At 55.7% G+C, this 26,987-nt stretch carries 26 protein-coding genes; 1 reads left to right on the plus strand and 25 read right to left on the minus strand.

The window, feature by feature from the left end; translation table 11 throughout:
- Positions 1–24: 24 nt before the first annotated feature.
- The 11 genes from CSQ92_RS27715 to CSQ92_RS27765 all read right to left on the minus strand — a co-directional run bounded on the left by CSQ92_RS27715 (position 25) and on the right by CSQ92_RS27765 (position 7,299).
- A complete protein-coding gene (locus CSQ92_RS27715; protein WP_099395965.1) occupies positions 25–1,845 on the minus strand; it encodes a DUF4209 domain-containing protein in 1,821 nt (606 codons plus the stop codon).
- A 116-nt stretch (positions 1,846–1,961) separates the two neighbouring features.
- Entirely contained in the window at positions 1,962–2,345 is a 384-nt protein-coding gene (locus CSQ92_RS29150; RefSeq protein WP_180277133.1) for a hypothetical protein, read from the minus strand.
- Positions 2,346–2,557: 212 nt separating this feature from the next.
- Complete coding sequence (locus CSQ92_RS27720) at positions 2,558–3,487, minus strand: hypothetical protein (protein WP_099395966.1); 930 nt, start codon at positions 3,485–3,487, stop codon at positions 2,558–2,560.
- A gap of 387 nt (positions 3,488–3,874) precedes the next feature.
- Positions 3,875–4,063, minus strand: a complete 189-nt coding sequence (locus tag CSQ92_RS27730; RefSeq protein WP_099395968.1) for a hypothetical protein — start codon at positions 4,061–4,063, stop codon at positions 3,875–3,877.
- Positions 4,064–4,077: 14 nt separating this feature from the next.
- A complete protein-coding gene (locus CSQ92_RS29155; protein WP_180277134.1) occupies positions 4,078–4,245 on the minus strand; it encodes a hypothetical protein in 168 nt (55 codons plus the stop codon).
- A gap of 119 nt (positions 4,246–4,364) precedes the next feature.
- Complete coding sequence (locus tag CSQ92_RS27735) at positions 4,365–4,652, minus strand: hypothetical protein (protein ID WP_099395969.1); 288 nt, start codon at positions 4,650–4,652, stop codon at positions 4,365–4,367.
- Between the two features lie 10 nt (positions 4,653–4,662).
- Complete coding sequence (locus CSQ92_RS27740) at positions 4,663–4,944, minus strand: DUF6283 family protein (RefSeq protein WP_099395970.1); 282 nt, start codon at positions 4,942–4,944, stop codon at positions 4,663–4,665.
- Positions 4,945–4,966: 22 nt separating this feature from the next.
- Positions 4,967–5,146, minus strand: a complete 180-nt coding sequence (locus tag CSQ92_RS27745; RefSeq protein ID WP_099395971.1) for a hypothetical protein — start codon at positions 5,144–5,146, stop codon at positions 4,967–4,969.
- 144 nt (positions 5,147–5,290) lie between these two features.
- Positions 5,291–5,743, minus strand: a complete 453-nt coding sequence (locus CSQ92_RS27750; RefSeq protein ID WP_099395972.1) for a hypothetical protein — start codon at positions 5,741–5,743, stop codon at positions 5,291–5,293.
- A gap of 27 nt (positions 5,744–5,770) precedes the next feature.
- Positions 5,771–6,592, minus strand: a complete 822-nt coding sequence (locus CSQ92_RS27755; protein WP_099395973.1) for a DUF5131 family protein — start codon at positions 6,590–6,592, stop codon at positions 5,771–5,773.
- Between the two features lie 425 nt (positions 6,593–7,017).
- Positions 7,018–7,299, minus strand: coding sequence for a hypothetical protein (locus tag CSQ92_RS27765; RefSeq protein ID WP_099395975.1), 282 nt, complete (start codon positions 7,297–7,299; stop codon positions 7,018–7,020).
- 385 nt (positions 7,300–7,684) lie between these two features.
- Between CSQ92_RS27765 and CSQ92_RS27770 the strand changes: the two genes are divergently transcribed.
- Positions 7,685–7,924: a hypothetical protein gene (locus CSQ92_RS27770; protein ID WP_099395976.1), complete on the plus strand. Its 240-nt coding sequence runs from the start codon at positions 7,685–7,687 to the stop codon at positions 7,922–7,924.
- Between the two features lie 353 nt (positions 7,925–8,277).
- On the opposite strand, the gene CSQ92_RS27775 is transcribed toward CSQ92_RS27770, so the two are convergent.
- The 14 genes from CSQ92_RS27775 to CSQ92_RS27840 all read right to left on the minus strand — a co-directional run bounded on the left by CSQ92_RS27775 (position 8,278) and on the right by CSQ92_RS27840 (position 26,904).
- Positions 8,278–11,424, minus strand: coding sequence for an error-prone DNA polymerase (locus CSQ92_RS27775; RefSeq protein ID WP_099395977.1), 3,147 nt, complete (start codon positions 11,422–11,424; stop codon positions 8,278–8,280).
- A 3-nt stretch (positions 11,425–11,427) separates the two neighbouring features.
- Positions 11,428–12,900 carry a Y-family DNA polymerase gene (locus CSQ92_RS27780; RefSeq protein ID WP_099395978.1) on the minus strand — a complete coding sequence of 491 codons (1,473 nt, stop codon included), beginning with the start codon at positions 12,898–12,900 and terminating at the stop codon, positions 11,428–11,430.
- Entirely contained in the window at positions 12,827–13,576 is a 750-nt protein-coding gene (gene imuA, locus CSQ92_RS27785) for a translesion DNA synthesis-associated protein ImuA (protein WP_143450451.1), read from the minus strand. Before imuA ends, CSQ92_RS27780 begins: the two co-directional genes overlap by 74 nt.
- A gap of 292 nt (positions 13,577–13,868) precedes the next feature.
- The gene (locus CSQ92_RS27790; RefSeq protein ID WP_257219388.1) at positions 13,869–15,083 is read right to left on the minus strand and encodes a replication initiation protein; all 1,215 of its coding nucleotides are present in this window, start codon (positions 15,081–15,083) and stop codon (positions 13,869–13,871) included.
- Positions 15,084–15,411: 328 nt separating this feature from the next.
- Positions 15,412–16,563: a ParB N-terminal domain-containing protein gene (locus CSQ92_RS27795; RefSeq protein ID WP_099395981.1), complete on the minus strand. Its 1,152-nt coding sequence runs from the start codon at positions 16,561–16,563 to the stop codon at positions 15,412–15,414.
- Positions 16,560–17,756: a ParA family protein gene (locus CSQ92_RS27800; protein WP_099395982.1), complete on the minus strand. Its 1,197-nt coding sequence runs from the start codon at positions 17,754–17,756 to the stop codon at positions 16,560–16,562. The genes CSQ92_RS27795 and CSQ92_RS27800 overlap by 4 nt, the downstream gene beginning before the upstream one ends.
- A 249-nt stretch (positions 17,757–18,005) precedes the next feature.
- Complete coding sequence (locus CSQ92_RS27805; protein WP_099395983.1) at positions 18,006–19,577, minus strand: UvrD-helicase domain-containing protein; 1,572 nt, start codon at positions 19,575–19,577, stop codon at positions 18,006–18,008.
- Positions 19,578–19,830: 253 nt separating this feature from the next.
- Positions 19,831–20,130 carry a hypothetical protein gene (locus CSQ92_RS27810; RefSeq protein WP_099395984.1) on the minus strand — a complete coding sequence of 100 codons (300 nt, stop codon included), beginning with the start codon at positions 20,128–20,130 and terminating at the stop codon, positions 19,831–19,833.
- A 264-nt stretch (positions 20,131–20,394) separates the two neighbouring features.
- Entirely contained in the window at positions 20,395–20,880 is a 486-nt protein-coding gene (locus CSQ92_RS27815; protein ID WP_143450452.1) for a hypothetical protein, read from the minus strand.
- 1,242 nt (positions 20,881–22,122) lie between these two features.
- Positions 22,123–22,860 carry a DUF3577 domain-containing protein gene (locus tag CSQ92_RS27820; RefSeq protein ID WP_099395986.1) on the minus strand — a complete coding sequence of 246 codons (738 nt, stop codon included), beginning with the start codon at positions 22,858–22,860 and terminating at the stop codon, positions 22,123–22,125.
- A gap of 222 nt (positions 22,861–23,082) precedes the next feature.
- Entirely contained in the window at positions 23,083–24,045 is a 963-nt protein-coding gene (locus tag CSQ92_RS27825) for an ArdC family protein (protein WP_143450453.1), read from the minus strand.
- A gap of 762 nt (positions 24,046–24,807) precedes the next feature.
- Positions 24,808–25,062, minus strand: a complete 255-nt coding sequence (locus CSQ92_RS27830) for a hypothetical protein (RefSeq protein ID WP_257219389.1) — start codon at positions 25,060–25,062, stop codon at positions 24,808–24,810.
- Between the two features lie 521 nt (positions 25,063–25,583).
- Complete coding sequence (locus tag CSQ92_RS28935; protein ID WP_143450454.1) at positions 25,584–25,877, minus strand: hypothetical protein; 294 nt, start codon at positions 25,875–25,877, stop codon at positions 25,584–25,586.
- 169 nt (positions 25,878–26,046) lie between these two features.
- Positions 26,047–26,904, minus strand: coding sequence for a DUF3262 family protein (locus CSQ92_RS27840; protein ID WP_180277135.1), 858 nt, complete (start codon positions 26,902–26,904; stop codon positions 26,047–26,049).
- Positions 26,905–26,987: the final 83 nt, after the last annotated feature.

The following is a 26,987-nucleotide window of genomic DNA, read 5'->3' on the forward strand; positions in this document are numbered from 1 at the left end:
CAGAATAAAAAGAGAATTATGCACTCAAACAAACCGTTGGTCTGGCGAGGTGGAAGTATCCATCGCAGCGGCACAAGTTTCCGTCACCAACTGAAGAATCAACCACCATGCATACAGGGCAAGGGCCGATTCACACGCCTCCTCGTCCGCCAGACCATGGGCCACATCATTGCGCAGATTGGGTCCCGCGCGGTCGGACATGACCGCGTGGATGGCCAGCGTTAGCCCATCGCCAAACTCCTCCGCCATTTGGGTCCGCTCGATTAGGCGACCCAGTGCAACTTCCATATCAAGTCCTTTATCATGCTGCGCGGTGAATGCCCCAGCGCCGCGCAACACGTGACGCACGACGTGCTCAAACTGCGGCATCAGGATGTGCATGGCCTGTACCATGTCACCGCAGTACCCGGCGTACAGACCTTGTGCCAGCATGCGCGCACGATCAGTTGGTACTACAGGGGATCGCTCCGCGATCGCGATGAAATCACCCAGCCGAAAGTCATGCTCGAAGCGCAACTGATCGCGTGCAGGCAGCAGCTCGGCCAGCGCCACCTTGCTGGCATGCTCAAGGAACATGGCACGCGCTCGCGCGTCGACCTGTGCCTGCCAACCATCGTCGGGGCCAATGTGCTCCACCTGGCGCCCATCGCCGGCCACAACGTGCATTCCCATCAGAGTGCTCAACGGCGTAGCGTTCAAGGCAGATTCGGCCGCCGCCTTCAGCGCCCCAACGTCTGGAGGACTATCTAGTCCACAGAATGCCAGCAAGGCCTCAAAGGAGGGCCGTCCTTTAACGTGGGCGACCGCGGCTTGAATACGACCGCCGACTTCTTCGCGCGGCCCTCGTATCACCACCATTTCGCCCAGCATGGCGTGGCCAGCGTCTTCCCGCCGGCGCCGTAGTGCTTCTATCGCGCCCTCGGTTGCCAGCTCGGTACGGAAGCGTGCCGGCACGCGCCGGTAGGCTTCTATCGCCTTACTGAGCCAATGGTGCTCCACGATGGCGCCGTCGGCCTGTCTGGCCTGCATCGTGATCGCCTCGGCCGCCAAGGACAGCATGAGCGCCTGCCGATCTCGGTCACGCGCCCATTCGTACCATTCGGCAGCGGCCTCGAAATGAGACTGGGCGACGAATGCGTGCGTGAGGGCCATCCGCTGCCTACCGATCGCCTCCAGCCGCTCGGCGACGGCCTGTGCACGCCCGCCGCTGCGGCGTTCCACACGCAGAGGATGCAGGTAATGCAAGGCCTGATAGCCGTCTTCCTCACCAGCAGCCGCAAAAAAAGCGTCCAGTAGGGCCGTTTCAATGGCGCGCGCTTCGTCCTCCGCGTGGATCTGTTTGGCAAGCTGCAGCGCGCGATGCCAGCCGGTTTTCGACTCCCCGTACCAAGCGTCACTCGACAACGGTAGTCTGCGGTAGGCCTGGACCGCCATCAGCGGAAACGGGCGTCCGCGTGATCGATCCAGCAACCAGACCAAGTCCGCAACCCGAGCCCGCAGCGGCGCGCTGTCGAGGGTGCCGGCCAATTGCGCGAGCGCTTCGACAGCGTCCTTGGGAATATGGCCCAAAGCCATGCTGCTGCCTCCGTCGCTGAACTCGACCATCGGCCTGTAGATGTGGCCCGGCTCCTCGGGGACAAGTCGCATCGAACAGATCCCGGCGAGCAGCTCGAGCGCGCGTGAGGCGGCGGCGCTCTGTGCACCTTCCTTTGCTTTCCAAAAAACCTTGTTCAGCGCGTGACAGTCGGCATCAGCGTGTGCGCCCAGAATCTTGGGCACCTCGGCGGCCACGAAGTCGGCGAGGGTGAATGGTACCGGAGCTGGCGTCGCGGAGGAATCAGTCATGGATGGGTCGGAATATGGTAGGGATGCCGGGTCGAACTTTCGCGCGCGAAAGTCGCGGCCCAGCGTTTATTGGCCCTGATTGGGGTGAAAGGTGCAGAGGCGATCAAAGGGAGTTGTCAGCCTAAGATCATATTGGGCATGGCACCCAATGTGAGCCACTCGACGATATTGTCAGCCCGTACGGTGAAGCCCCGCGCACGCAGCGCATCGGCGTCCTTCGCATGCAATCTGACCTTGGTTCCATGACTGGCGCTCCCGTCGAGGTTCACGACACCCAGCTCATTTCCCCGACGCCCCAGGACGTGGGCATGAGTCTGACCGTCACCATGCAGGTGAGACGGTTGGTCGATGCCAATATTGCGATCGAACCGCCCCTTCACCCATTTTCGCTCTTCGTTGAGCGCCCAAATGTTCCCCGGACTGGCGGGTGATTCGCCCAGCATGATCGCGTCAAGAGATGGGGGGCGCGCCGGCACGTCGTAAAGCTCGCGTAATTTCATGGAGTACTCATGGCTAAAAAGACCATCATAAACCCGTTCATTGCAGGAAACCAGCTGGCCAACTCGCCATTGTGCGGTTGAAGTGGGCATTTCCTAGCTGTTCTTTGTCGGTAGAGGTAGAGGTAGAGGTAGAGGTAGAGGTAGAGGTAGAGGTAGAGGAGGACAGTACAGCATTTTTGCATATGAAAACCTTTCCCCCTTGTCCGCCGTCCTTACCCAGCGTTCTGCGTCTCCGGCGGTTCGATCACGGGCGCCGGCCAGACCGGCTGGGGACGCTCGCCGCGCCCCCAGGCATCAGCCAGTGCCTGCGGCCGCCATAACCAGTGCCGCTGATAACTCTTGATATCCATAAGACCTTCGTGAAAACCCCGGTCATCCGAGACAACTAGCGCCGGCAAAATCAGATAGCGGTACAGATCGAGGTCGATGCCATCATTGACCTTCTTCACGCTGGTCGGACAGTAACCATCTTTTTTCTGGCGGGTGCGGACCCACTGTCGCCAGAGATAGCGCATCTGGAGGTCAAGGCGCGTAGCCATCGTCGGATGCGCGTTGCGGCCGCGCGCAGCAAGATCGGCCAACTCCTCGTCGAGCAGATCGTGTTTGTACTGGTTCAACTCCTGCTGTTCGCGCCCAGGTAGCGCGGCAGTCCATCTCGCGTATCCTTCGTCGAACTTTTTGAACGAGTTGATCCATTCATCCCGATCATACTGCAGCGTTTGCGTCAACCCTTCACGCTCCTCCTCATTCAGGAGCGACGGATCATTCAGGATCTCCCACCCACGTAAGGCAAATCCGCGCACCTCATCCTCGGTCCACTCCTTATCCGTCAACTCACCGATTATCGCCATGATATCCCGCTTCCCCGGCAGGACCGGTAGGTCAGGATTGAGAAACTGCGAAATGGCACCAAGTATTTTGGTGAGACCCTCGTCAGTCAGGGAACCCCGGTTGTATTGCGCAAGCAGCTCTGCCAAGGCACCATCGGCAAGCGAGAATGCATAACCGTCGTCCGCCATCTCGGCAAAAGTTGCAACCCAGGCCGGTATTGCATCTGCATAGGCGATGTTGCGCACGGGGCTTGTATCGAGCACGACAATGGTCTGCTCGTCGGGGATGAGCTTTCGCTTCGGGTGATTCATTGACATCTCTCAGAATAACTAATTGTGGTTCGGGATTACGCGCGCCGACGGCTGGTCGGATACCGGCCGGTTCAGTGGCGCCACGTAGCACCGGTCGTTTCCGTCCTATTCCAATTCGTAATCGCGCTCAAGCGAGTTGTCCTTGAGACGGCACTCTCGGAGCGTTTGCAGCATCACATGACCGTCTACGATACCGCGCATGATGTCGAGCAGCGCCTCAAGACCTACCGATGACTCCACCTCAACTTACACGTCTGGAAACTCACCATCTGGTCGCTGGTCGAGCGACGTGGTAATGCCAGCAGCGTTGCAAGCTGTTTTGAATTGCTCGACATCATCAGGGCACTCGGCCCTAAATGAAAAAAATGCCACTTTTATTTCCTTGGGTCAGATGTTCCACTTATCGCGGAGCTGTACGATGCGATGGCCTTTGCGTGTGCGCTCGGCAACAGCTTCGGCAGCGGCCGCTATTGGTGCACCAGCCAGCGCCGCGGCGGCCATCGTAGTGTCGTAGTTCTCGACGGCGCGCACCAGGTCAATCAATTCGCGCAGATCGGGTTGCAGTTCATTCAGCATGCTCTTTTCCGTGATCAGGTAGATTGATTCAGTAAATCGATAGAGAACCCGGTTGGCCAGCCATGCGGATTCAGGCGCAGCGCGTCTTCCAGGATCAGTTCGGGTGCAACATCGGCGTAGTCGGCATCGGTGCCAGATATCATGACCAGCGCGCAGTTGCCGCCCTTTGCCGCTGCGATCAAGCTTGTTGTTCAGTTGCGCTAAGTGCCATGATCATTTTTTCCTCGCTGGGCAGCGCCGTGCTGACCTTCTCTCCAGCGCGGTAGTCCACGAGGTATAGCCAGCTCGTTGCGCGAATGCGTTACATGGATGGATGATTTGCATAATTTTGCAAGTGAACGATGGCCGGATACACGAAGTCCGATTCCGGCGTGAACTGGTAGTGAGTCGGATCGCCTTCAAAGAGCACGTAACCCTCGATGCCGCGCTCGCGCATGCCTTGCACTGCAAGGCGAGCATTCTCAACCGAGAACTGGTTCAACTTGTCCTGCTCAATCTTGACGCTACCAGTCGATACGCCTTCACCCTCGATCAACAGTACCATTTCGTCCGTCGAGCCGACCTTGCGGCCATAGATTTTCTTCTTCATCGATTTCCTCTCAGTTCTTGTGGTGGTCAATGCAGGCAGTTTTGCTCGCAAAGATCTGTTCCACGCCGGTCAGGTGCAAAGCTATCCGCAGTCGTGCGGCGAGCCGCACAAAAGCATTGCTCTCACCGTTGATGAGCATGTGACCGGCGCACTGCATGTCGGTGTTCTTGTGACAGACGAATGAATCTGCTTCCAAGATTTCTTCCATTCGAGCGCCCCCAATCCAGCCCTTTGTGGCGTTCTTTCGGAAAGGGCAGTCGCGGCACGGTGCCTTCATGTTCGGCAGATTCATCTTCTGCGTTTTCCGAGGCAGTTCATTGGACAACGATAGTACGCATCGAGGCTACCACTGCGGTCTTGGTGTTCTCGCCCATATCAGCGAACAAATCACCCGCATTCGCGTCAATCATATCATCGGGCGCATCCAGCTTGATGCCACGTGCAATCAGTCCGGCTTGCAGAACAGCGGCAGCTTCAGTCCAGTAATCACTCATCTCTTTCACTCCTTGATTTAGCGCTTGGCGACCAGCCGACCTTCGGTGCCACCAAGGCGCAATTTCCTTGGAGGGCATCAGCCCGAAATTGCGACGTAGAACCAGAACAACTTTTCCTTATTCGTCACCACACCATTCGTATATCTACGGTGAACAATGCAGTTTTACCTGTAGTTGTAACCTCTGACGCAGTTTGCCTTCGCTTATGACCGCCTCTGCTTTCTCGATAATCTCAAACACTACATCTTTTTCGATATCGTGTCTCTTCATGCTGATCGGCGTGATCGCAACAGTAATTTTTCCGTTGGTATATGTGCGACGCTTTCCGTCGCCAACATCGAAACTACCAGTGGCAGGGAGCACTTCAAGCCATCCACCGGACGACACTAGCATGTCGCTCAATTCATATCCTAGCAGCTGGCCCTGCGTTTTCACGACCGAAAAACATGTTTTTGAATCCAAGCGCTCATTAGCCAAAGCTGAGTTCATTGGAATATCTATAGCACCGATCAATCGAAAAGCAACACACCCACCAAGGAACAGGCCAAGCTGCACGAAACGTAGTGGAAGAATCAAGATTTTTTCCTCGACGGCCATACATGGCGTCCGGCCCTTACTTAAGTTTCAGGCCGCGAGCGGCCACGCTTTGACTTCCACTCCGGCCATGACGCAGCCCCCTTTGTCCTTGGCCGCCCCGCCCCATTGTTTGAAGAAGAACGGCACGCCGGCTCTCCTGCACTGCTCGCGTAAACTCTCGGCTGCACCAGGCGGAATATCGCGGGCGCCGGCACCAGACTCCCCACCAACGACGACCCACTTGATTCCAACCCCTACAGCCGTCGTGATCGTACTGCACCAGCCGTCCGTATCCTGGCGATCTTCTTCCGTCACAGGTCTGTCGAGGCGAAGATTCACCGGCCCAAGCAATGGCTCCATCGACAGCCATCGGAGGCGAGCTCGAACACTCAGCAGCTTCGAAATGTCCCGATCGGCCTCGTCCTGATTCACGACGCTGATCCCGAGCCAAACATTGGAATATCCGTAGCCCCAATCCGCAGGCAGCATGCCGGACACGTTGCCGATGCGCTTCGTCAGCATCAGCCAGTCCAGATTCGGCGTGGAGCGTACCAGAGCCCACAGGTCTGCCCGCCACTGCGGATCCGCTCGATTGTCGAACACGTCGGCCAGGGAAGCGCAGAACACGCGCCGGCGGCGACCGTATTGCGCCAGAAAAGAGGCATGCGCCGCGTTCCAGCGCACCGGCAGGTTCCAATTGCCCGTGCTGGTGCGTTTACGCGCCTCCTGCGGCCCCCAGGCGATCTTCATCGTCCGGGATGGGGTGCTGACCTCGGCGTAGCAGTGATCGCAGCCTGGCGACACTTTGGCGCAGCCAATCCAGGGATTAAACGTCGCGTCGGTCCAGGAGATGCCGGTAGTTTCAGCCATGGTCAATATTTTCGTTGTGCGATTTAGCGCGCTAAAGTAAGTTTTCTTGAGTCGGGCGCGACTAAGGGGCGTTTTCCTAACCGTTGTCGACTACGCCCCTGGGTCTCAGGCGTCTCAGGGGGTCACCGGCTTCTCGGAGCTCAAGCTTATCAAGCTCAGTGTTCCTCCATTTTTCAAACTCTGCCTGAGCGACTGCCATAGCTCCAGCTTTCGCTGCATCTGTTGTGCATAGCCAGAGTGGCATCGGGCGGCCCACGTGCATGCACACAAAGTGAGCCACAAACGCATCAAAGGTAAGCTGCGCCTTTGCCTCTTCGACTTCTTTTTTTGATAAAACGCTCATATTTTCCTCACTGGCCAGCACGGCGCGGGTCTTCTCAATGCAGGTTCAAAGTTCGTGAACCCAGATTAGTAACCCCACGTTACTATGTCAAGGCGATCGTGAGTGCTTCGACCTGGCTTTGATCTACCTCAAACCCCATGCCGGCCAACTCGTCAACAAGTACTTTTCGCAACATATAGCGCCGGACTTCGACCGGGCAGCGCTCCAGCTCATAGCCCCGTGATGCCACGACGGACGGCCAGTTGTGTTTATATTTGGTACCTGCAGCAGCGTTCAGGTCGGCGAGGATATCTCCGACAGCGCGGCCGGTCGCCCGCTCGAGGGCAAACCAGCGCTCAAACAGTCCCTGCGTTCGTGGCAGCATCAAAATATCCTTAAATTGTTTGTTTTTAAGTCCAAGCCTACGCACTAACCTAGCGGTGTGCAAGGCAATGCCCGATTCGCTGTGTGGCCCCGAATTTACCACCAACTAACCTGGAAAGCGATATCGCCTCCGCAGGCTGGATGGCACCTTGGCGCCACCGTCACCATAGCGTGCGCCTCCCGGTCACTATCGGTCATCGGAATCGTTCTGCGCTGCGCCCTGGAACTAGTTGTCCGGAAATGCAATCAAACTACTAGCTACTGCAGATGACGCTCCGGGGGAACTAGCCCGGCCGAGCAACTGAACTGAAACTGAAATCGGATAGTTTGGATACTAAGCCAACCGGTGCACGTAATTGACCGGTACAGACACTAGGAGAAGGAACATGACCACTCAACCAAGCATTGAATCCGTGAAAACCCTGAATGGGAAGATTTTCGCATTGCTGGCTCCCGACGAGGAGGCGACCTTGAATTTCTACAGATACCGCGGCCGTAAATTTGGTGTGTCAGTCACGATCATCAATGAGGCAGATCTGAAGGAGCTGGCAAGGGCTCGGTCGGAAGAAGCACTCGACCAAGTTCTGAAAAGCGCTAACAGCCGCATTTCTGTAGTTGTGTCATGACCTCGAATAGATCATGGGACGCTACATTACCGTACTAAAATGCACAGTCCGGATCATAGCTTTCGTGACTACTCCGGCAAATGTCCGCGCACCGACTGTCGTCGGTTGGCCGCGCAAATAAGATTTGTTTGAACACGAGACCCTTGATGGGGCTTGAGTACTCGATGGTGGCACGGCCCCTCCTACACCATCGATCCGTTGCTCTCGTTGTTCTACTTGAACACCTAATAAAATCAACGACTTACAATTTCATATCTACACACACATAAGCACAATTCGCCGACGCGTAATGCGTAATGCGTAATGTTTGAGATTTATCAAACATCTAAGTAACCGTTGGAATAAAAGCCGGCTCAATGAAAGTTGCGACTTCGTGTGTCCAGTTCCCCAAGAAGATGGGAAAGATCCACCAACCGTTTCGCCACTAGGTGCCTGACATTGTTCGCACACTGCCATTGACCATACACGCCCAGCAAACGCGCGCTCATCACCTCCCGACGCTGCTGCTCCAAAAGGCTCGGCCAGACGATGACGTTGACGTTTCCTGTCTCGTCCTCGATCGTCAAGAATACGACGCCTTTCGCTGTATCCGGGCGCTGCCGTACAGTTACCAACCCGCAGCCACGCGCGAGACGCGCGTCGTCATACAAATTCAGAATTTCCGCTGGCATGAAGCGCATCGCATGCAATCGCTCACGTAATAGCGCGAGAGGGTGCCGGCCCAGCGTCAATCCCATATGGCGGTAATCCGCCACGAGTTCCTGACCTTCAGTGGCCGGTGCAATCGTCAACTGTTCCTCGACGATGTAGGCCTCTCGTAATAATCCGCGATCAGGAACGCTCCCCGCCGCATTCCATATCGCCTGGCGCCGATTGCCGCTAATCTCCAACAGCGCATTTGCACTGGCCAGTAGCTTCAATTGCGCCGCATCGAGCGCCGCGCGTACACCCAAGTCATGCAAATCCTTGAACGGCCGCACAGCCCTCGCCTCCTCGATCCGCCAGGCGGCTTCACGCTCCATACCACGGATCAGATTGAGTCCGAGGCGTACCGCAGGTTGGATGCCACTTGAATCTTCCAGCGTGGCCTCCCAGCCGCTGATATTGATGTCCACACCACGCACCTCGACGCCATGACGCACGGCGTCCTGTACCAGTTGCGATGGACTGTAGAAACCCATCGGCTGGCTGTTCAGCAGCGCAGCCAGAAACGCGGCCGGCTCATGCCGTTTCATCCAGCTCGATGCATACGCGAGGAGAGCGAAGCTGGCGGCATGCGACTCCGGAAACCCATACTCGGCGAATCCCCGGATCTGCCCGATAATGCCGTTAGCGAAATCCTCGCTGTAGCCGCGCGCCGCCATGCCCGTTCTAAGCTTGTCTTCGAACTGTTCCAGGCCCCCTTTCCGCTTCCATGCCGCCATAGCACGGCGCAGTTGATCTGCCTCACCGGCAGTGAAACCGGCCGCGACCATCGCGATCTGCATTACCTGTTCCTGGAAAATTGGGATACCCAGTGTGCGCGACAACACCGCCTCCATTTCAGGACTGGGGTAAGACACGGGATCAGTTCCCTCGCGCCGGCGCAGGTAGGGATGGATCATCCCACCTTGAATCGGGCCTGGGCGGATAATGGCAACCTCGATCACCAGATCGTAAAACACCCTTGGCTTCAGCCGCGGCAGCATCGACATCTGAGCACGGCTCTCGATCTGAAACACGCCGACCGTGTCGGCCTGGCAGATCATCTCGTACGTCGCCGCATCCTCTTTCGGAATGTCTGCCAGTTCAAATCGCTCGCCGCGCCTGGCCGATACCAACTCCAGCGTGCGACGCATTGCACTCAGCATGCCCAACGCCAGGATATCAATCTTTAACAAACCCACCGCATCCAGATCGTCTTTATCCCACTGCACGATGGTACGGTCCTCCATGCTGGCATTTTCCACCGGCACCAAACGCGATAGCTTGCTGTGCGAGATCACGAAGCCGCCAGGGTGCTGTGACATGTGACGCGGAAAGCGCATCATGTGCTCAGCCAGAAAAGCCCACTTCCGGGCGACGTCGGACTCGGGATCCAGTCCGCAGCTGTGCATGCGCTCCGCCAGTTCGGCCCGTCCTCCCCATCCGTGGTTGGCCTTGGCCACCTTGTCGACAATGGAAAGATCAACGCCGAGCGCAGTGCCCACGTCACGCAACACGCTCTTCGGGCGATAGCTGATGACAACGGCCGTGAGTGCAGCGCGAGTGCGGCCGTATTTTTGATAGATATACTGGATCACCTCCTCACGGCGCTGGTGCTCGAAGTCCACGTCAATGTCGGGAGGTTCGTTACGTTCCTTGGAAATAAATCGTTCGAACAGCAGGGTGCCACGCGATGGATCGACCTCGGTCACGCCCAAGCAGTAGCACACTGCGCTGTTGGCCGCCGAACCCCGTCCCTGGCACAAAATCCTGTTGGCCCGTGCGAAGCGCACGATATCGTAGACCGTGAGAAAGTAGCTCTCGTAGGACATCTCAGCAATCAATTCGAGCTCCCGCTCGATGAGAGACTGGACGTTGGCCGGCACGCCCGCGGGATACCGCCAGTGGGCGCCGAGGTAAGCCTGCTGCCGCAAATAACCGTTTGGCGTCATCCCCTCTGGCACAATCTCCACCGGGTATTCGTAACGCAACTCGTCGAGCGAAAACGTACACAGATTTGCGACGCGGACCGTCTCCTCGAGCGCGGCGCGCGAGTAAAGATTCCCCAGCCGGACCCTGGAGCGCAGGTGCTGCTCGGCGTTGGACGCCAGCCGATAGCCACAGTGTGCAACAGGCACACCATGGCGGATCGCGGTCATGGTGTCCTGCAGAGGCTTGGCCGAGCGCACATGCATCACGACGTCGCCGGTAGCCACCACGGGCAAGTCGAACTGCGCAGCGACAGCAGCGACGATGTCCTTGTGTTCCTGGTCGCGTGATCGGAAGTGCAAGGTCAGTGCGATTCGCGCACGACCAGCGGCACATTGCAACAGCCAGGCCCCCTGCCGCTCGATAACTTCGAGTCCCGCTCCATAGTGTGGCAGCAGTATCAGCTGACAATCGGGCATACCACGCAACGCCGCCAAGTCAGGCGGCGGCGCCGCGATATCGCGAGGCCGCACAAGATACTCTCCCTTTTTCGCGCGCCTGCGGGCGACGGTGATCAGCTCGCACAAGTTGCCATAGCCGTTCCGATTCATGGCCAAGATTAGGAGGGAGAAGGGCGGGGTGCCATCCTCCGGCGTCACCAGCATCTGGCTCCCGATCAGCAACTTGAGGCCGGCCTCTTTAGCGGCGAGATGTGCCTTCACCACACCGGCCACCGTGCATTCGTCGGTGATAGCCAGAGCGTGATAGCCCAGACCAGCGGCGCGCTGCACCAGCTGCTCTGGCGCGGACGAGCCATGCAAAAACGTAAAATGGCTCACGCATTGCAATTCGGCATAGGAGGGGAGGGCGGTCGCCATGGCACGCATCGGTCAGGCGTAAAGCCCATGCAGAAACCAGCGACTATCCGCGGTGCGCTCAAGGTAAATCCAGTAACACGTCGCATCGGTACCTTGCGCCACATAGTAGTCGCGCGCGACCGACTTCGCATCCCACCAGCCGGCCTCAAGTCGCTCAGGTCCGCGTATCAACCTGAGAGGGCTCAAATAAAACGGCCGTTCGTCGCGCGTCAGCAGCTGTATCGGCTTGGGCAGCACAAAACACGGACGATCCAATACCAATTCATCTACAGTGGAAGAGGCCATTTTTGCCGTGGCCGGCCCCCAGCTGTTGCACTGCTCGGGCCGATGGTCGGGAGACGCCACCGGCACCAAAACGTTTTCCGGACCTAGTCTCGCGGACAACAGTTCCAACAGACGAGTGAAATCAGCCGGCGAGCCGCCCGGTTCCGGAAACAGCTGATCGGTCAGCGGCTGCCTCGGTTCGAGCTGCACCACCTCCAGTCGCAGACCAATGACCGGCGCGCTCAATTCTGTCTTGGCCAGGCGCTCCCGCAACAGCCGCAACAAATGCGTCTCTTTCCACGCCGGCTCGGCCAAGGAAATTTCGACAGGCGTCGGCGGCACTGCAGAACGGCCGCGCTCGTGCTCCAGCTGCAGTCTAAAAGTAATAACGGCCAGCTGGCGTGCAGCAAGCCAGCCTGTGAGCTGCAAGATCAAGGTCGTGGCGCCATGCATCAACGCTTCCGCATGCTCGATTCGATCGAAGGTTTCGATATGGGCGAAGAATTGCGCCGGCACCGATATCCAGCGATGCATCTCTTCAATATCGCCGTACGCACGATCGAGGGCATGCAAGAGCTGTTTGCTCGTCCGCCGTAGCAGTCCAGCCCTCGGCAATTTCCGCACATCGCTCAGCGTACTGGCGCCGATACCATCGAACCAGGTAAGGAATGGCGCGGCGGATGGAACAAGTGAACAGGGTAACCCGTCGAGGCGGAAAGCCAGAGTTGCGGATTGCAGGCACCTTCTACGCGGAGAATGCCGTCCACTCTTTACGTGAGCAAGCAGCCAGGCACCTTCCGCCGTCGGCGCCGCACCCAACCGCCCGGTAAATCCGAGGAGGCGGATACTATCGCGTACGCGCCGACACAATGCAAGCGGACCACCAAACAACGCAAGACTCGCACCGACATCAAGCAACAGGCTGAAATCATCAGTAAACGCAACCTCGGGCGTGAACTGCAGCATGGCCATCGCGATGGAATCGAGCGCTCGCGATTCCTTTTCTATCTCACGATCCAAAATGATCGCACCAGGTGCAATGGTCTCCACGCCGCCAGACCGCATGCCAATTCGCACGCCGGCATCGATCGCCTCTGTCGAAGCGACCAGCACTTTTCCACCATCCACGACCACATAAGAGCCTGACTCAGACCAAGACGGGCGGAGCGTTTCGAGCGGTAACAGCGGCAGGTATAAAGTTAATAGCAGGGGCGTTTTCATGATGCACGGGGTGACGACCAGTAGGCATATCAGCAAGCGGAATAAACAAGGTTTTATCGGAAACAGGACCACGTCGCTTTAAAACCTCAACGTGGACACCACCCATCGCTGGTCGAACTCCCAGCCGAAGGGACGCGGGCGAGGCTTCACTTGCGCACGCCATAGGACGAATCAACCAGAACCATGTTTCTGCACCCTGGGCGGCCAAATTCAAGCGCCGCAACGAGTCGGAGCGGATATGGTTCTGCCAAAACACGACAGCACCACAACTACCATTTTTAAGTATTTGTTCCGTCGTCCAAAGAGCATCCCCAGTGCTGGGGGCCCGAACCCATAGCAATCGACCGACATCGATGCCCCATATCTTGAATGCAAGCGAATGCGGAATATAAGGAGGCTGAACCATTACAATTCTTTGCTTATCCGACAACTTCGCAAGCAATGGCTTAAGCAGTTGCAACTCACCAATACCTGATTGCTGAACAAGCAACTCAATAAGCGACGAACGTGGCCAGCCAGCACCAGGCAATTCTCCATCCAGCGACGAATATCCGGACGAACAGCTGACATCGTGTGACACTGCCAGCTCACTTGCACGCCAGACGTGAGAAATCACCAGCGGATCAGTGACCTCCGTGGATAATTCAGAGCAAACTTGAGAACAGAGCAAAGCCATGAGAAAGCACAATCTTTATCAACGAATACTGTATGGATGTACAGTGTATGCTCGATTGTTTGATTGTGCAAGAGCCGGCTTCAGCTAAAAAAACCCGCTGAACAAAAAAGCTCTTGAGCCTGCCTTCGCGCGCGGGCGTCCCCGCTTGCTTGCGCCCCGACGGAACCCCCGTCGCCACGCCCGGCTAACTTGGAAACCCATAAATTCAACATCCTAAAAACCAACACCAACAGCACGCAACCGACTACATGCTGCAAGCACCACCAGCCCCAAGATCACGATCCTGAAAAAATTATCCGTCCTCGACCTGCTGCCCACCATCAGAAACAACAGCAATCTGACCAGCCACACCATAAATACCCGCAAGCGGAACAAGTTGCAAAAAAGCAACCCCCACTGCAGGTACCTGATGTGTAGCAAACTTAACATCCGCCAGGGCTGCGCCGGCGCTCGGTGCAGCCGGCGTTTTCAGAACCTGTCGGGCTTGTTCAACAAGCGTTTTGTAGGTGGCCACCGTCTGCCGGGTTACGCCGGCGATGCGTCCGATCGCGATCTGGGTAAGACTCTCTCCGCGTTGTAGCAAAAGCCTGCAGGCGGCGCGGATCCTGTCCGCTGTACTCTTCTGCCGTTCGCAGTGAGTGCGTTCTGCAGCCAGGCTTTGGCGCGCCGGAAGCGGCAGGTCCGGGTCGAGCTGCATGATGCCGCGCTTGCAGCGGCCACTGCCCGTGTAGTTAGTCCACGTCCAACGCGCAATCGAGCGTATCGTTGCCTTCAGCGACGATACAGGCAGATCCTGGGCAAAGCCTTGCTGCGTGAATCTATTCAAGTCGTGGGCTTTGGCATCAAGCCAGCGTACGAAACTGTCGTAGTTTCCCTTCTCACGCTCACGATTGACGATGGAATAAGCATAGTGGCGCAAATGCTCGAAGAGCAGACAGTGGCGGGAGTGTGCAATGTCGTCGACCTTGACTCTCTTTGCCCAAGGAGCTGCCACGGCCAGGTCGACGTAGTCGGCCAGGGCGCCCAGCTCATACACTGAGTTGTGTAACTCTTCGGTCGACCACCATGGATGTCCTGGCGTCTTGGCCACCGGTCCTGAGTGGAAATTGGGATCTGCGCGCAGCGCTATCGAGAATGCTGCGTAGACGGCCTTCATGAATGCAATAGGCTTGTCGCGCGCGGCCTCGGTCGTGCACACCGGGGTAATCGCATAATACAGGTGGCTATTTCCGGAAGCGCGATTTCGCACGATCAGGTTTGGCGCAGGCAGGCCTGCATCTTCCCATATCATGGAATTTGCATGGTCGAGGTCAAAGATCAGCCAGCTGACAAGACCAGGCCGATTGATTTGCATATACGGATAACGTACCGCGAACTCACGTGGGCGAGTGCGGGTCGCCGTTTTGTTGTCGCTGCACCGCGGAATATAGGCCGCCTCTTGCAGCACCCGGTGCAGGGCGGTACCTTGCTCGAAATATCGAGCATCGGGCTCAGCGACGCTATTCACCTTTTGCTCCCAGGGAGCAGCAAAACGGTGCCAGCTTGTAGCACAAGCCCGGTACATAGTTCGAATTTTAGGGCGAGCAGATACTCACCTCGGCCATGATTCTTCATGGGAGCTCCAATTGCCAAGTGACAGGCGTAAAAAATCCCTTGCACTGACTTGAGCACCGAACTAGAATCACGGCTGAAGAGTACGTGATTCATGTTTTGGCACTGCCAGAGCATTAGCAGAGGCCCGGTTCCCGCCGGGCCTTTTGCTTTTCAGGGCATCAAATTGTTAGCGTTTCAGATTAGCTCGTCATCGCAGTCCTTATATTTCGTTGATTGACCGGTTATTTCTTGTTGCCATCAGCCAAGACTTGTAGCGCCTTGGTAATTTCGTTCATGGCCAGTTCGGCATCCACATCGCTGGTAAATTCAAGACGCAGCACTTTTTTGGCCTGATGGACCTTGCAATAAGTTGCACGCCCCGAGCGTACGGTCACCGGCGCCGGCGCTGCGCGCGGCGTAATCGCAGGCCGAGCTGACCTGGTCGCCATCGCCACTGCCTCTGACTGGGAGGATGTACCACTGACAATCGATTCAATCGCTGCCATGACCCCTTCGGTGTGGCCCTTGGCATGGAGCGCAGCCAACTCGGCGGCCGCATTGCGGCCGAGCTTATCCTGCTGTGCGTCGAGCAGCGGTATCGCCGCAGCCGGCAATTCGCCGAACACCATCAGATTGGCAACTGTAGTTCGAGGCACGCCGGCATGCTTTGCGACATCGGCAATGGTCAGCTTTGGATCTTCGTCCAGCAGTTTCTTGAAGCCTACATACTTCGCATAATCCGGCAGAGTGTTGTGAAGCAAGTTCGCGTAGAAAGCATCACGGTCAGCGTGTTCGTCGTCCGACAGATCCAGTACGGCAGGGATTGTTGCGCGGCCACGGTCTACAAAAAAATCAAACCGGTTATGTCCGGACACCACCTCATACCAGCCATCCCGGGCAGGGCGCAGCGTCACGGGCGTGACCAGCTTGTTGCTATCGAGGTTGGCGTACAGCGCTTCCCTTTCCGCATTGGTCAGCTGTCGCTGGCGCCCAGGAATCTTGCGGATGCGGGCCACTGGTGCCTCGAAGGGCACACCCGCACTGCGGGCCGCCTCGTCAAGCGCGGCTTTAAGCGACTCGACTTCGGCCTGGCTTGCTTCCTGCAGTTGCGCAAGGCGCACGCGAAGCTCAGCGGACTCGGCCTCTGAACCGCCATCAGCCTGTTTGGCCAGCGCCTCCTCGAGCTGCCGCTGCAGTTCATCAATCTTGGCCTGGTACTTCAGTGCATCAAGGCGGAAAGCGCCGAGTTGGCCGGGCATGGTCACATTGCGCTGGCTGGCAATCGGCGTAGGGGGATTCTCGCTGACATTGCGTTCCAGATTGGCCGTCTGACCAAGCAGTCGCGCCGCCAGCTTATTGACGCGCGGCGGGCGTTTGTCGTCTTTGGTACTCATACTGCTTCCTTCGTTTCGCGGTGCGCCCAGCAAGTTTGCAGGGAAACGTCGAGTTCCGCCACGACGGCATTGAACGCCTCAATAGCACGGTTATAGGTGCGCTGACTGCCGTCATAGCTCTCGAGATCGTAAATAGTCTTGAATTCCGCGTAAGCATTTTTCACCAGATCGGTCTCCGGAATCTCAGCCGTTCCTAGCAGTTCCGGATAGGTCTGCTTGATCCACGTCTTGACGATATCGGTCATCGACACTGAAGACTTCACCTTCGACAGCACGATCTTGATGAACTCGAATTCCTTGTCGATGTCCTTGCCTTCCCGCATCGAGTTGAACAACTCGGAAAACTGCCGGAAGAATTGCGTTGACGATGCGTAGTCCAGCGTTTCCGGGGGCAGGGGGATGATCATGCCGTCTGCAGCCATGAAGCTGGCCAGCGCCAGGTACGACAAGGTAGGAGGCGTGTCAATAATAATTACGTCATATTTTTCACGCAACGGCTGCATGGCCTTGTTCAAGACGTCCCAGAACTGAAAATTCGGATCGCCGGCTTGCTTGTTCGGCAAGTAATAGTCGGCGCCAAACAGATCCGGCGACGATGGAATCAAATCAATACCGTCCCAGTAGCTGGGTAGTGCCGCATAGAGAAGATCTTCCTTGTCACCATAGACGACCGGCATGACCGTCATATCCTCGTTCACCTCCGCATCTGGCACAAATCCCATCAAGGTGGTAGTCGATGCCTGCGGATCTAGATCGACCAAACAAACGTCATGTCCCATCAAGGTCAGCCCCTGCGCCACCGCAACCGTAGTGGTAGTTTTGCCCACGCCGCCCTTGAAGTTGCCACAGCAGACGACAAGACCCAGGGTGCCGGCAGGGCGCCGCTTGTGCGGGCCGATCTGCCGCACGATGGCTCGCGCTTCGGCCAGGGTGAACATGCGGCTGCGGCCGTTACCCTTCAGCTGACCAGCTGGTATGATTCCCTTGCTGCAGAGATGATTGAGCTTCGTGCGCTCGATATGGCACATTTGTGCCAGTCGTGTACCCGATATCATGGGTGACGTTTTCCGTGGCCATGGTGCCAACAGATCGTCACGCAGCTGCAGCAGGGTCGCCTCCGCGCGATCGGCGATGCGGATCAACCCGTCGATATCGACGACGTTTCGTGCAGGCAGAATTCGTTTGGCGGACATGCGCTTACCTCGGTGATTGGTGGTTTTTGGCATTGTCGCCGCTTTTTGCAAAAAAACCCAAAAAGCGATGACGCGACCGGATATTAACGTTTACAGTCAAAAACGTATATAACTTTCCTTGGTTTACAAGAAAAATATTGCACAGCTGTCGAAATTGCCCAAATATTCACCAAAATCCAACTCAAATAGTTTCAATTAAAACAATAAAAAGAGAGGAGACGCCTCGTAAGAAGCGCCTTCCACTCAGCATTAACCCAATGCTTCCCTCAGAATGTCGACTTTCTGGAGGAGAAACCGAATCACATCTGCCGAAGTCCGATCGAACGCTTCAACGTTTTCCCGGATCCAGTCCTCACGTTCGGACATCGAACCCCGCAGTGAATGCCAGCGCTCGATACCGTCGCCGGTTTCTGAGGCTTTTACCGAGCCTTGCCGTTGGCCCCGTCCGCTCAACCACTGCGTCAGGCTCTCGGGCAACCTCACTGCATGGATTGCGCGGGTCAACGCCACATACAAGAGGTTGATTTCCTCCGGATCGTATTGCTTTTCCGGTGGTAGCTCGATAAAGTCGTCTTGCATATGCACCTGGTCGAACTCCAGGCCTTTTGCACGATGAGCGGTAGTCAAGGTAACGTCCGCCTTCTCTTGCAGACTGACCTGCGATGCTTTCATGGCTTCGTAGATGCGCGGTATCTGGCCCTGGTATTGCTCGACGGTTTTCACCAGCGCGGCGATCTCCAGGTCGCCAGCCTCGACCCCGTATTGCTGGAAGTCCACGAAACTATTGAACCTGCCAATGCTGGGATTTGAAATCCGCGACCGTTCGTCCGCCCATAGAAAATAGGCATCCAAAACTTTCCCAAAGACATAGCTGTCGAAGCCGCCAATGAAATGCAACTTCACGTCGCTGCCCAGTACCAACTCCGCCGCACTGCTGAACAAGCCGGCGTTGGTTCTGCCAATGATCGTAAATGGTTGCGACCGGTCAACGGACCAGGCATTGTTCATATCCGCGCGTCCCACGATGGTTTTTTCCTCTCCCTTAAAGTCGGCGAGCAGCGCACTCGCGATACCTGCGATCTGCTCACTGAATCGGAACGACTGCGTCAACGCCACGCGGGATTTTGCCTGCACCTTCTCCATCGCATTGACCGCCCGACGAAAGCCATAGATCCCCTGATGCCGGTCGCCTACCAACACCTTCTGGCAGTCCTGCCGCATCACCACGTCCAACGTCACCGGATTGGTATCCTGGGCTTCATCGAGCAAGATAATGTCAAATGCCAAGTTCGGAAGTTCAAGCGCCCATATCTTCAGATACCCGTCATGCGGCATCTTAATCGGTGACCGCTTATCCTTCATCGCAGCAAACACTTTGTCCGCGAGTTGCACGATGTCGGCCGCGCCGGCCGGATCACCCTGCAGCTCCACATCCAAGTGTTCCTCGGAGACCAAAGAATCCGCCGAACAGAACCAATTGGCCAAAGTCTGCAATGCATCCTTAGCCCTTTTGGTATTACACTGAAAAGTCTGGGCAATTTCCCAAGCCTTGGGACTGCCAAGCTTTTCCTGATAACGTTTTCCCACCCGGGTGTATGCCAGGGAATGGGTGGTTCGGCACTGAACATTTTCCGGAAACCGCGCGCAGGCCTCCGATGCGACCGATTTATTAAAGGCGATGTACAGGATGCGTTTATCTGGCCTGCATTTCGAATACTCAACCAGAGTGGTGGTCTTGCCTGTGCCGGCAAATGCATCGACTGCAAGCAACATGCTTTCGTTTTCCACCACGGATATTTGTTCAAGGGTCAACGATGACATAGCATTCTCCTAAAAGTAAAAAAAAGCCGGGAGAACGCAGTCCCGGATGGGAAGGTATTCTTCCCGGCCGGGCACATACGTCAGCTACAAACTTATTAAAAACTGCGCGCAAGTGACTAACTCCAAGCAAAAATTCGCTGGAAAAATCATTGAACAAGGAAGGTCAAAAAGAGGCTCACATACCAAAAAATGCCGGTACAGGCCAGACAAGGCGTAGAAGATTTCCTACGCGGGAAGTACATTATGTCGGCGGCTAGCCGAAATAAAGTTTAAAGAGCACCGGAAGCTGCAAGCTGATCAAGAAACCCACCATTGCCTTGAGCAACGTCGTATCGCTACGAAGCTTCTCAAGCTCGGTTGTCATTCTCCACTGTGAGGATTCGATCTTCTGCAACAGTGAGGATTCAAGTCTCATCATATCCTCCGGAAATGCAACAGATCTGGACAAAACTTCGGCCATGACCTTTGCGTGAACAGCAGCTTGTGCCGCGGGCACACCCGCCTCTTGAAGACGCTCGGAATACCCTAACGAATCAAATTGAAAGCTCGACATAAAAGCTCCTTTGGTCAGCAAAACTCCCGGAGCGTCGCCCTTAGGGCTGGCCTAAGGAGCGGTGATGGTGGACATGTACCCCGAGCAAAAAGCTGCGCTAGTTTCAGGGGTTGACTAGCTTGCACTGAATCGAAATTCAGCGTACCTCAAAAGTCAGTGTAATCGCAGTGACCAAAATCGTCCACTACAATGACATATCAAATTTAGCAAAATCCAACAGGCAACATTTAGCCGGATCTGTACGCGCCGACGACAATTCCGGATCTACTCGGCTTTAGGAAAGCGAATGGTATTCGTTATCCTTTTGGTGTCATCGAGCAGTGCACTCGTCAGAGCAGGAAAGCGGTTAAAAAGAAGCGCTTCCACCAGCTCAACTCGACAGGCGGAGCGTTGCCAGTGCTTCACCCGCAGGTGCACCGGTACCTGGCCCCGCTCATGTTCGTGGGCAGTTTCGGGACCGGGTATCCACACGCCGGTCGGATACTGCAAGCCTCGCATTTTGTGCGCACGGCCGCCGACTTGCAGATATCTGGTGTACTTACGCAGCTGGTCCATTGACATTTTCATCTCGGCCGCCAGGTCTTTGCCCGTGATCTGGCCCGCCGCTACGATCAAGTCCTCGACGCGTTTCGCAACGCGATAATGGACATAGTCATTCCTCTCCCGTTGACCAGCACATTTTGTCGAACTGTGGTTGCTATCTGGCGCGACACCTGCGCCATGAAAGTCTTTTGTGATCATTTTCATCATAACCTCCTGTAAACGTTACCTAGCTATCTCGTCAACCATGTTTCTGGATGGACGAGCTCCCATCCGAGCTGACGCCGAATTTCGCTCTGCGATGGCGGTGGCAACGAAGAACACCGCCGATCCGCCATCCAGCGCCGTACCTGCTCCTTTGTCGGCCGAATCACTGAAACGGGATGCCGACTTGAAAACGTATCCATATCGTGAATCTCCCTTCATCACAAAAATATCGAAACTCCATCACCGGGTTGATTCCGCGTCGAAATAGCCTCCTGACGCTGCAGCCGACCAGTCGACAGTGGATTGCCCTGCCGCATGCCGCTAACTTAGCGTGAGGTGGGTAACAGGTCCTTGGGAAAAATGTCATGCAAGGAGCTGTTATGCGCTTGCGATCAACGCGAACATCTGATAGCGAACGGGTTTAATAAATTGCCTTCAACTGAGCCGTACGCAGTATGAAAAAATGTTGGGTCGCTTGGCGCAACGCGCCAGGACCTTGCCAGGAAGATGAATGAGTAAGATTGCCATGTACTTCCCTGGAAGAGACGAATGTCTCCTCCAGGAACCCATCTGGGACTGATGCAGTTTGAAATTTGCCTTCTCCGCAGCGGCCAGTGCCAATGAAGATCTGGCGGTGATCGTCACTATGCGACGGTGCTTCTCGGATCACCCGAATGCGAAGGCCAAGGGTGACAACAGGTTTGCGCTAGAGTAAGCAGCAAAGGCTACAGCTCTGGGGGCGGCTGCTGCCCAGTTTTCAGCTTCCAGCGGAACCCGCGGCTTTCGAATGGCGAGCGTGTTACCGCTTGCGCCGCCACCATTCGAAAGCCGCGTGGACGTCGTGACTGCTTTTGGCTGAACGAAGGGAGTGGGTACAGTGATTAGACCCGGCTTTCAATGCGAAAGCAGCCAGCTCCAGACTGGCTGCAGATGGGACTTTGCTTCGGGATTCCAAACCCGGAGCTCACGATCCATGCCGTCAACTTGCGGGGTTGGCCGGAGCGGACCGCTCATTACACAAGGACTCCAGGTCCGAAGACCGTACGCGTTCCAGGAGTTGACGCGTTGCAAAGACCCAGTTTTTGATGCGTCAAAAACTGGAAAACACGTGGTGAAATCAGTGCCATTCTTTCCATAGCGGACTCCCATCAAGTCTGCAATGGAAAGAATCCCCTCGTATTGAGGGGATTCGGATCAGACCATAAAAATCGAGTTGCTAAGGCTCTGCATACTCTCAGTTTGAAACTACACGCGACCACGGGAACTGCTGCGGAACGCTGGTTCCGGGACGTTGCGGACCCCTCTGGCTGGCTGACTTGCCACCCCGCCTATGCGTGAAGGGAATGGCCTAACACTACCAGCTGGCCCGTCCGACATAGCATTTTCCAGCGGATTATGTTGCTCATCCATTTGACCATCGCCATCACCACTACCACCATCGCCTGCATCCTGTCCACCATGCAGGCCGGCGGACAAATCATCGGTTCGCTCTTCGCGATCGCGTTGAAATACCACAACGTCATCGATCGCAATATGGGTAATAAGGAGAAGGCGCCCTTTGATGACGGCGGCCGGCTCCTGCTCACCTGTTTTACGGCCATGCTCCTTGATATCTCGCAAATAGGCATGCGCATAAGTATCGCCGACGGTGAAGGCGACGAAGATCTTACGACCAGCTTCGCTATCCTTGATCAGCTCCGAGACGAGTTCGATCGCTTCTTGGCCGCTTACCCGCAGATCCATGTAACTATACTGTGGATCGACGACTTGTCCATGCAGCGCATTGATGGCACAGGCCAAAAACGCCTCTGCTTTGCGGCCGCTACCCTTGAGAGTTACCCAACGGATCCGGTTCATATAGCCGCATCCCTTGGTGTGCAGATCGAAGTACCCTGACGGCTCAGGTGCATTTTTATCCTGTACGGCTTGACGCGCCGAACCAGAAGTTTTCGAAGAATTATTGCGGCTGTTATTGGTCATCATGATGATCTCCAGTCAAAAAAAGCGAAAGGAAGACCATCCGAGCCCCAGGGGATCGAGAAGAGGTCTTCCCGATCGGGGTGGTAGAAGCGCTACAGAGACTCTGATCCTGGTGATGCTGGCCAGGACGTGTGGGTTGCAAGAGTTTGACCCACCGCAGTTGCTCAGGTGCGAGCAAATTCAATATCAACAATAGGACGAGAGGACGTCGCTGTCAACCCGATTTTACGCTTGGCGGGGCGGCTGCCGTCCACTGCTTTTTTGGGGAAACAGATCGTCAATTTCATTGCCTGACAAAGAACGCTCGTGATCGACTTCGCCCTCACTATTACCCAGTTCTAGCACAAAGGTGCGGATCTTCTCCGCAGCGTTAGATGCCCGAAAAATGGCTTGTGAATCGTCGCGGATGACCTTGATCCAGCTACCAACATAAGCTGCGTGCTGGTTCGGATCATGGCCTAGCGCAAGCTCGTCACCAAGCATCATGCTCGCGATTTCGGCGCACAGTTCTTCATATGCATATTCCTGGCTACCAAACGGATGAAAAAGGTCACGATTGAGCCTGGTCGGGTGCCCGGACCAATGCCCCAGTTCATGCATCGCAACGGCGTAATACTCTACGGCGGAATTGAACTGACGACGCGGCGGCAGATGCATTTCATCATCGAACACATCATAGTAGGCATGATCGCGCTGGTCATGTTTTATGGTAGCACCCGATTGCCACAGTATCCGATCGGCCCTCTCGATTGGATCAAATTCAAGCTGAGCTGGCTGCAGGGGATCTAACCCGCTTACCTGTTCAGCGTTGAAAACCGTTGTGAAGTACATTTTAGGCTTCCGGCCGGTTGGCTGAACACTGTTCGATGCGACGGCATCGTCGGGCTCTTCGGACGCGGCGGCCTCCGAAAAGATCCACCGCCGAATAGGCGTACCACGCTCGTTTTTTCTGATACGCGCGCCCTTAAAGTTCGCCTGCTTGAACGTCATCCACCGCGGATCTTCAAATGGCTCGGCCATCAGATTCAAGGAATTGATACCCTTGTATCTTCGTCCAGAAGCTATGTTGTATGGGGCTGAGCCACGCGACGATGGAGCCCAGGGCTTTTGCCATGGAGCAGTGCCTCGCTCCAGCAGCGTGATCAATTTTCTCGCGACATCATCGCAATAGTTGGATCCTTTTTTCATGTTGAACTCCCCAAAAAAAATGGCCACGGAAGGTGGCCAGATTGAACAAAGGAAGCACGAAACCACTCATCCACTAGGATAGGTAGCAGTGTGCAAATAGGAAAGAAAAGCTAAGAGCAGAATGCTCTTGAGATTGAGAGAAACTCCCGTGCGCTAGGGCACGTGCAAGGAAAAGGGAGCAACTTGCACTTGGTGATCTGAAAAGATCATCATATAGCGATGTTAGGCCTTTCGAAAGTGTATGTCAATCTGGGCCCTGAGTGAGGTTAATTTCAATTTCGTCCAACCAGCTCCAGGCGTAGCGCAGATGCGCCCTAATGATCGCGAGGCGCGCGCCATGGTGACCGTGGTGCACGGTTGCCATTTCAGGGCTATATTGCTCGAACACAAATCACAGTACCACCGCAGTGCTGGCAAAAACTGACTCGATTTTCTTTCGGGCCGCCATTGATGAATGCCCAACGCTCACCGCACGAACTGACCCACGTACCAGTCTCGTCATCGACTAGCTTCCATTGACACGATCTGGCGGCGCCGACTCCACAGCAGCCGCGGCGTACAACTGGACGGTAGTTCATCATGGCCGTTCTCCGCATTATTTCCCGTGGTGTGCAGCCGACCGCGGCCAAAGATCCGCCTACGGCTTCGACGCCAGCAATCATCAGGTATGCCTGCTCCGTGCGCGCTTCTTGCGAATGCGCTTCGGTGAAGTCGTAATCACAGTACCTGCCAAGGCTAGATCGCTGATGTGCGTGTTTTCATCTAATTGAAGCTGGTCTGATCGTGATCGAATAATGACTTGCCGCGCCGCTTTGCTTCGGCTCGAATGTGGCTGGCGTTTTGCCGCAGCGACGCCAGCATTTGCATGGCCGTATCTTCATTGCAGCCTTGCTCCAGAAGAAAGCTGATGGCATGCACGGCACCCTGTTGTACTAAGTCCTGAGCGAGCAGCAATTCGTCTGGCATAGTGCGGAATACGCTTGCGTCAAGCACGCCGGTGTTTTCAATAGAGGCCATGTTCTTCTACCCAGTCAAACAACATTCAAGGATCAACCCGCCAAACGAACCGCAAAACGGCTAACAAAGCTAAGACAACTGGAGCGGTTGCCATCATTAGCCACAGTGGGCCAACCGCATACTTCACGATGATGGGTGCACCCGTTAGATATAACAGGTAGTACAGCGTGCCGACTACCGCATACAACCATAAGAAGACTTTCATAGTCTATCTCCTAAGACAGTTAACACAGAGTAGTAACACGACGTTACTATGTCAAGGCGATGGTGAGTGTGTCGAGCTGTATCTGATTTACGTCAAAACCCATGCCGACCAACTCGTCCAGAAGTATTTTTGGCAACATATAGTGCCTAACTTCGTCCAGGGCGAACCAGTGCTCAAATAGTCCATGAGCTGGCGCCGTGCAAACCGATGCCTGGTGCGCCGCGCCGCATGGCGGGAACGGGAAAAATCTGGGGTTCCAATAACCCGCGCGAACTTGGTACGAACCGTTCAAGTCGCCATGCAGCTGCGTCAATGATCAATTTTTAGCAATGCACGTGAGGTTAGTGGCGTTTTCCTTCTTTGCACAAAATTCGTAGTGAACTGTGGCATATTCGCGTCTATATTCAGAATTCTGCATAACAGAATTTAGCTCGTAATTTTTGTAGGAAACACCGCGACGAACCTCCAAGCGACGCAACGCCTCTGCAGCAACCGGAGATACTTTCTCAATCACTTCACGTTTCGATAACGAACCTTCCGCGCTCGTCGCATTTGAGTGCGCGTGTGCGGCAGACAGAATAATGATTATTGCGTAAAGATACTTTTTCATGGTTAGTTCTCCTCTGATAAATGTTTTGCCGTGGGAATTGTCAGGACGCGACGGCATGCACGTCGTTAGCTTCAATCATCAGATGGTTGCTGCCACCATCACCATGGATATAGGTCACGGTCTTCAGGACTGGGTTTCCGATAGTTCATTAAGAGGTCACTAGCGACCATCAGCGCAATAGCACCATAAACACGAGTAATACAATGACGACTTTGATCTGTATCTTGCTGACAAAAATGGGGGTACGCTTTCCTGATGCATATCCGCGATACGCACCGACAAACGTGTAGGCGACCCAAAGAAAGAGCACCGCTCCGAACAATATCCGGAACAATTCGGCAAATTCAGCCATGGAGTAGCCACTACCAGCAGCGAACGCGGCATCCGGATTCGAGAAGGACGGGGGCGTTGGGAAGATCGGTGACGACGGCGATCCTCCACCAGGGTTCGTTGGCAACGGATTTGAACCAGTACCGCCAGTAGGGCTCGCAGCGAGCACCTCCGCAAACGTCGGCGCGACCGCAGCGACCGCATAGCCGCCAAACTGTGCAATGTATTGAGTCACGGGAACGTTGTTACCGTCCCGAGGAACGACGGAACCACCACTGTCGAGATAGTGCTTAAGCGAGCCAATTCCTACCAGGTGGGCACCAGCGATCAAGCCCGAAGCTGTGATCTGGGTGCCATTAAGCGTTCGACCAACGTACTGGGACAGACCGAAATAATCGATATAACCCTGCAGCTTCGCATAGTAAGCGGTGATCGCCTTGACCTGCAGGTCGGGATTGGCCAGGAACATATTTAGCGAGGTCACACCATTCTTGCCGGTGAATGTCCCACCCCAGCTGTTGACCGCACTACCGTTCGATCGATAATAGCCGGCATCCGTCATCGCCAGGGTGCCCATTTGGAACAGACCCGCATAACCTTGGTTGTTGACAATACCGGGGTTAAGGCTTGACTCACGTTGTGCAATCGCTTTTAGAAAGTCAGCGTAACCGGTGGCAGCCACGGCCAAGCCGATCATTCCAAATATCAGCCAGCTGACAACGCTGGAGCGCCAAGTTGTCCGACCAAGGTAGGAACTTGGCCCTAATCGTAGCCGCATGA

This window comes from Janthinobacterium sp. BJB446, from assembly GCF_002735655.1.
Taxonomy (GTDB): Bacteria; Pseudomonadota; Gammaproteobacteria; order Burkholderiales; family Burkholderiaceae_D; genus Janthinobacterium; species Janthinobacterium lividum.

Excerpts from the sequence above, each read along its gene's own strand:
- CSQ92_RS27715 (WP_099395965.1), bottom strand. The coding sequence starts at position 1,845 with ATGACTGATTCCTCCGCGACGCCAGCTCCGGTACCATTCACCCTCGCC.
- CSQ92_RS29150 (WP_180277133.1), bottom strand. The coding sequence starts at position 2,345 with ATGAAATTACGCGAGCTTTACGACGTGCCGGCGCGCCCCCCATCTCTT.
- CSQ92_RS27720 (WP_099395966.1), bottom strand. The coding sequence starts at position 3,487 with ATGAATCACCCGAAGCGAAAGCTCATCCCCGACGAGCAGACCATTGTC.
- CSQ92_RS27730 (WP_099395968.1), bottom strand. The coding sequence starts at position 4,063 with ATGCTGAATGAACTGCAACCCGATCTGCGCGAATTGATTGACCTGGTG.
- CSQ92_RS27735 (WP_099395969.1), bottom strand. The coding sequence starts at position 4,652 with ATGAAGAAGAAAATCTATGGCCGCAAGGTCGGCTCGACGGACGAAATG.
- CSQ92_RS27740 (WP_099395970.1), bottom strand. The coding sequence starts at position 4,944 with ATGAATCTGCCGAACATGAAGGCACCGTGCCGCGACTGCCCTTTCCGA.
- CSQ92_RS27745 (WP_099395971.1), bottom strand. The coding sequence starts at position 5,146 with ATGAGTGATTACTGGACTGAAGCTGCCGCTGTTCTGCAAGCCGGACTG.
- CSQ92_RS27750 (WP_099395972.1), bottom strand. The coding sequence starts at position 5,743 with ATGGCCGTCGAGGAAAAAATCTTGATTCTTCCACTACGTTTCGTGCAG.
- CSQ92_RS27755 (WP_099395973.1), bottom strand. The coding sequence starts at position 6,592 with ATGGCTGAAACTACCGGCATCTCCTGGACCGACGCGACGTTTAATCCC.
- CSQ92_RS27765 (WP_099395975.1), bottom strand. The coding sequence starts at position 7,299 with ATGCTGCCACGAACGCAGGGACTGTTTGAGCGCTGGTTTGCCCTCGAG.
- CSQ92_RS27770 (WP_099395976.1), top strand. The coding sequence starts at position 7,685 with ATGACCACTCAACCAAGCATTGAATCCGTGAAAACCCTGAATGGGAAG.
- CSQ92_RS27775 (WP_099395977.1), bottom strand. The coding sequence starts at position 11,424 with ATGCGTGCCATGGCGACCGCCCTCCCCTCCTATGCCGAATTGCAATGC.
- CSQ92_RS27780 (WP_099395978.1), bottom strand. The coding sequence starts at position 12,900 with ATGAAAACGCCCCTGCTATTAACTTTATACCTGCCGCTGTTACCGCTC.
- imuA (WP_143450451.1), bottom strand. The coding sequence starts at position 13,576 with ATGGCTTTGCTCTGTTCTCAAGTTTGCTCTGAATTATCCACGGAGGTC.
- CSQ92_RS27795 (WP_099395981.1), bottom strand. The coding sequence starts at position 16,563 with ATGAGTACCAAAGACGACAAACGCCCGCCGCGCGTCAATAAGCTGGCG.
- CSQ92_RS27800 (WP_099395982.1), bottom strand. The coding sequence starts at position 17,756 with ATGTCCGCCAAACGAATTCTGCCTGCACGAAACGTCGTCGATATCGAC.
- CSQ92_RS27805 (WP_099395983.1), bottom strand. The coding sequence starts at position 19,577 with ATGTCATCGTTGACCCTTGAACAAATATCCGTGGTGGAAAACGAAAGC.
- CSQ92_RS27810 (WP_099395984.1), bottom strand. The coding sequence starts at position 20,130 with ATGTCGAGCTTTCAATTTGATTCGTTAGGGTATTCCGAGCGTCTTCAA.
- CSQ92_RS27815 (WP_143450452.1), bottom strand. The coding sequence starts at position 20,880 with ATGATGAAAATGATCACAAAAGACTTTCATGGCGCAGGTGTCGCGCCA.
- CSQ92_RS27820 (WP_099395986.1), bottom strand. The coding sequence starts at position 22,860 with ATGATGACCAATAACAGCCGCAATAATTCTTCGAAAACTTCTGGTTCG.
- CSQ92_RS27825 (WP_143450453.1), bottom strand. The coding sequence starts at position 24,045 with ATGAAAAAAGGATCCAACTATTGCGATGATGTCGCGAGAAAATTGATC.
- CSQ92_RS27830 (WP_257219389.1), bottom strand. The coding sequence starts at position 25,062 with ATGGCCTCTATTGAAAACACCGGCGTGCTTGACGCAAGCGTATTCCGC.
- CSQ92_RS28935 (WP_143450454.1), bottom strand. The coding sequence starts at position 25,877 with ATGAAAAAGTATCTTTACGCAATAATCATTATTCTGTCTGCCGCACAC.
- CSQ92_RS27840 (WP_180277135.1), bottom strand. The coding sequence starts at position 26,904 with ATGATCGGCTTGGCCGTGGCTGCCACCGGTTACGCTGACTTTCTAAAA.